1 protein-coding gene is annotated in these 289 nt (G+C 65.7%); it reads right to left on the bottom strand.

The annotated features are described in order from the left end of the window. On the bottom strand, positions 1-289 hold a 289-nt coding region (locus tag ACLBXO_RS32200; protein ID WP_447687966.1), incomplete at both ends, for an efflux RND transporter permease subunit.

Below are 289 nucleotides of genomic sequence, written 5' to 3'. Positions count from 1 at the left end.
ATCTTGGCGATGGCGTCCTTGACGTCGTTGGTCGCCCGGTCCTGGTTCACCTCGGGGCGGAACTCGATCGTCGTCGTCGAGGTGCCCTCCGTGATCGTCGAGAGGATGTGCTTGACGCCCTTCACGCCGGCGACCGAATCCTCGACCCACTTGGTGACCTGGGTCTGAAGCACCGCGGGCGCCGCGCCCGACTGGGTGATCGTCACCGAGACGATCGGGATGTCGATGTTGGGGAACCGGGTGATCGGCAGCGCGCGGAAGCTGACCAGCCCGTGGATGATGCGGACCA

This window comes from Methylobacterium sp. C33D (genome assembly GCF_053345825.1).
The sequence above is the reverse complement of the archived record's forward strand: the minus strand, read 5'-3'. Positions and strand labels throughout refer to the sequence as shown.